Annotated in this window: 4 protein-coding genes and 1 pseudogene; all 5 read right to left on the minus strand. The window is 38.8% G+C overall.

The window, feature by feature from the left end:
• Positions 1-240 precede the first annotated feature (240 nt).
• A pseudogene (locus BV214_RS15680) lies at positions 241-537 on the minus strand (GDP-mannose 4,6-dehydratase); the annotation flags it as partial.
• Between the two features lie 23 nt (positions 538-560).
• On the minus strand, positions 561-836 hold the full coding sequence (locus BV214_RS15685) for a GIY-YIG nuclease family protein (RefSeq protein ID WP_086478455.1): 276 nt from the start codon (positions 834-836) through the stop codon (positions 561-563).
• 73 nt (positions 837-909) lie between these two features.
• Positions 910-1911 (minus strand): SDR family oxidoreductase, encoded by a 1002-nt coding sequence (locus tag BV214_RS15690; protein ID WP_086478456.1) that lies wholly within the window; start codon positions 1909-1911, stop codon positions 910-912.
• Between the two features lie 51 nt (positions 1912-1962).
• Positions 1963-2346: a GxxExxY protein gene (locus BV214_RS15695; protein ID WP_086478457.1), complete on the minus strand. Its 384-nt coding sequence runs from the start codon at positions 2344-2346 to the stop codon at positions 1963-1965.
• A 72-nt stretch (positions 2347-2418) separates the two neighbouring features.
• Positions 2419-3738 carry a nucleotide sugar dehydrogenase gene (locus BV214_RS15700; protein WP_086478458.1) on the minus strand — a complete coding sequence of 440 codons (1320 nt, stop codon included), beginning with the start codon at positions 3736-3738 and terminating at the stop codon, positions 2419-2421.
• Between the last annotated feature and the right edge of the window lie 418 nt (positions 3739-4156).

A 4156-nucleotide genomic window follows, 5' to 3' on the forward strand; every position in this document is an offset into this window, starting at 1 on the left:
AAAAAAAAAAAAAAAAAAAAAAATTTTTTTTTTTTTTTTTTTTTTTTTTTAAGTTTATAAATTACAATCTACTTTATTATTTTTTAAAACGCCTTTCTCGTCATAAATTACATACTCGCTATTCAACAATATAGCGTTTAAATACCTTATGAGAAACTGCCAAAACTATCGCATCCAACTTTTCATCAGGTACTTTTTTAAAGGATTTTAATTGTATTTTTCTAACACTTAATTTTCATCTGCTAAAGGATCGGTAATCGAACGATCTACATGCGATTCTGCTGCCAAATGAACCACACCATCAAATTGATATTCTGAGAATATGTTATTGATAAAACTTTCAACTGTTATATCTCCGTGTAAGAAGGTATAATTTGATGCCTTTTCAATATCTCTCAGGTTTTCTCAATTTCCAGCATAGGTTAAGGCGTCTAAATTATATATGTGATAGTTTGGATATTGGCTTATAAATCGTCTTACTACATGTGAACCAATGAACCCAGCTCCTCCTGTTATAAGAATATTTTTATTTTTCATAATATTAAGTTTTTCTAAATTTATTATTTTTCCTCTTGAGCTCTGAAATAAGATTTGAGGCGATTTCCCAGATACATTTTTCCATAATGGGTTTTTAAATACTTCTCTCTTTTAATGGCATCCTCTTGCGACAAACATCCTTCAAAATAAATCAGTTTAAAGGGTCGACGATGTTTCGTGGAGGTTACTTTCCCTTTCTGATGCGCCTCAATTCTTAATGGCAAATTTTTGGTGTAGCCAGTATATTTCTTACCGTCCTTCTCACTGAGTAGAATGTATATGTAATAAAAGCCATCCATTTGCCATTATTTCACGGGTTGAACCCAGCACCACCTGTGATTAATACTCTCTTGTTTGCCATAATAAAAATAATTATTTAAGATTTTTCCAATACCAGTCCACCGCTTCCTCAATGCCCTTGTCAATAGTATGGCTTGGTTCATAGTTTAAAAGTCGCTTTGCTTTTTCTACTGATGCTAATGAATGTGGAATATCTCCTTTACGGTTTGGGCCGTGAGTGATATTTACATCAGCTATTTTAGCATCGTATTTAGATAAGTGTTTTTTGAGTAAGTCGGTCAATTGTACCAAAGTAGTTCTATCGCCTACTGCTGTGTTATATACCTGGTTAAGGGCATCTTTATTCTCGGAGGTAATGGACAGTAGGTTCATCTGTACCACATTGTCTATATAGGTGAAGTCACGCGAATAGGTGCCGTCACCATTGATCACTGGGCTCTCATGCTTCATAAATTGCTTTACAAACAATGGAATCACGGCAGCATAGGCACCATTAGGGTCTTGTCGCCTTCCAAATACGTTGAAATAACGTAATCCAATCGTATTTAAACCATAGGTACTAAAGAAGTTATCGGCGTACAGCTCATTCACATACTTGGTAATGGCATAGGGTGATAATGGTTTCCCAATAGTTTCTTCTACTTTCGGTAAGGCTTCATGATCTCCATAGGTAGAAGAACTTGCTGCATATACAAAACGTTGCACTCCTGCATCCCTAGCCGCTACTAGCATGTTTAAGAACCCGCCTACATTTACGTCATTACTCGTAATAGGATCGTTAATAGAACGTGGTACAGATCCCAAAGCTGCCTGGTGCAATACAAAATCCTGGTCCTTACATGCCTTGTGACAAGTATCCAAATCCCTAATATCTCCTTCTAATAGCGTAAAGTTTTCATTTTCTAAAAACGGGGCTATGTTATGCTTGTGTCCCGTAGCGAAGTTGTCTAGGCAGGTTACTTTGGCGTTTAATTCCAGTAGTACTTCAATTAAATTGGAACCTATAAATCCAGCACCACCCGTTACGAGAATACTTTTTCCTTCTAACTTTCTGAATTGGTCTATATTATTCATTATCGTTTGATTTGTCAGTGTGCGTATTTGATTTCGCGGATTATGCGCGGATTACGCGGACGTATTAATGAAACGTTTCCATTTAAGGCTCTTTTCACCAAAATTGATCAACAAGCCGACTTCTGATTTGGTTGCTTTAAGGTAGTTTATTACCTGGGCCTCCATATTTTTGTGAATAAACTCAGTTGCTTTTATTTCGACGATTATTTTGTCAAAACACAAAAAGTCAGCAATAAAATATTTGTCCAGCAACTCCCCATCATAAGATATCCGTAATCGATGTTGTTTTTTATAAGGGACTTCTGCTTTAACTAGTTCCTTTTCTAATGCCTCCTCATACACCGATTCTAGAAAACCTTTACCTAGGACTTTATGTACATTCATACATGCCCCAATAATCTTATAGCTTTCTTCCTCGTGTATTAAAGGACTCATAATCTATTTTTAATCCGCGTAATCTAATTCGATCCGCGCAAATGTTTTTTAATCAGTGAAATCCGCGGTAAATTATAATTTCCTATTCGCATTATCCCCCAGGATCCCCTTCACATCATAAACCACTGCATTATCCGCTTTTATAGCATCTAGATTCATGTCTAAGAATTCTTTGTGTGCCACTGCTAGTACAATGGAATCAAATTTTTCTGTTGGCAATTCTTGAGTGGTGGGTAGGCCGTACTCGTGCATTACTTCTTCTGGGGTGGCTAGGGGGTCATAGATAGTGACATCGGTCCCGTATTGCTGTAATTCGCGCACCACATCTACTACCTTGGTGTTTCGTACGTCAGGGCAGTTTTCTTTAAAAGTGATACCCAGTACCAATACCTTGGAGCGTTTTACCATTAGTTCGTTTTGTAACATCAACTTAATCACTTCCGAGGCTACATAAGGGCCCATGGAGTCGTTCATGCGTCGGCCTGCTAGGATGATCTCTGGGTGATAGCCTAATTCCTGTGCTTTTTGCGCTAGGTAGTAAGGATCTACACCAATACAGTGTCCGCCCACCAAGCCTGGTTTAAAGGGAAGGAAGTTCCATTTGGTACCCGCGGCTTCCAAAACGTCTTGAGTGTCAATATCCATGATATTAAATATCTTGGCCAGTTCGTTTACAAAGGCAATATTGATATCACGCTGTGCGTTTTCAATTACTTTGGCGGCTTCCGCCACTTTTATAGTGGGAGCCAAATGGGTGCCAGCAGTGATTACCGAGGCGTATAAGGCATTTACCTTTTCTCCTACTTCTGGAGTGGAACCAGCGGTAACCTTTAATATTTTTTCTACGGTATGTTCCTTGTCGCCCGGATTGATACGCTCTGGGGAGTAGCCCACAAAGAAATCCGTATTGAATTTTAAGCCGCTATGCTTTTCCAAAACAGGCACACACTCGTCCTCCGTTACCCCTGGATATACGGTGGACTCATAAATTACAATATCGCCATCCTTTAGTACCTTCCCAACGGTTTCGCTACTCTTATATAATGGAGTAAGATCTGGACGGTTGTTCTTATCTACTGGAGTAGGTACGGTCACAATATAATAGTTGCAATCCGCGATATCTTCCAAATTGGCCGAGCAGAATAAACCTGAACGCAGGGCAGTAGCAACAGACCCTTCAGCAGCTCCATTTACTGGATTCTCTTTTAACAACACAGACTGTAGTACATCGTCTTCCACTTCCAGCGTGCTATCGTGTCCGCCATTAAGGGCAGCTACTCTAGGAGCGTTAATATCGAACCCCACAACAGGATACTTAGTGGCTAATAAACGGGCTAGGGGCAGACCTACGTAACCTAGGCCTATCACGGCGATTTTTGGGTTGTTTTGCATACGGTTGTTTTTTTGAAGTATTTTATTTCGGTCTTGTGTTAGTTCTATTTTATGGGAAATTAAGGATTTCACGGATTAAAAGCGATTATGCTGAATGTTTTATAATCAGTGGGTTATATTTTTGGTTGAACACCTCTTTCCACGGCTTCGCCGCTGTGAGTCCCATAAGTAGGTCACAGATTTGGGGATTTTCTGCCCAAAAAAATGAATCGGCAAAAGTAAGGCTTTTAACCCATTAAACGAAACTCTTCTTGTTGGATTTATGGGGAATTGATAAGAGGTTGTGATAAAATGAAGATTAGGTAGCAATTAGTTAATGTGGAAATGGGGGGTCAATGTGTAAATGTACCGATGAGTCAATGTAACAATGGGGTTGTTGATTTGGACTTCTCGATACAATTTTGCTTCACTGCGTTCC

This window comes from Arenibacter amylolyticus (genome assembly GCF_002150785.1).
GTDB classification, from domain to species: Bacteria; Bacteroidota; Bacteroidia; order Flavobacteriales; family Flavobacteriaceae; genus Arenibacter; species Arenibacter amylolyticus.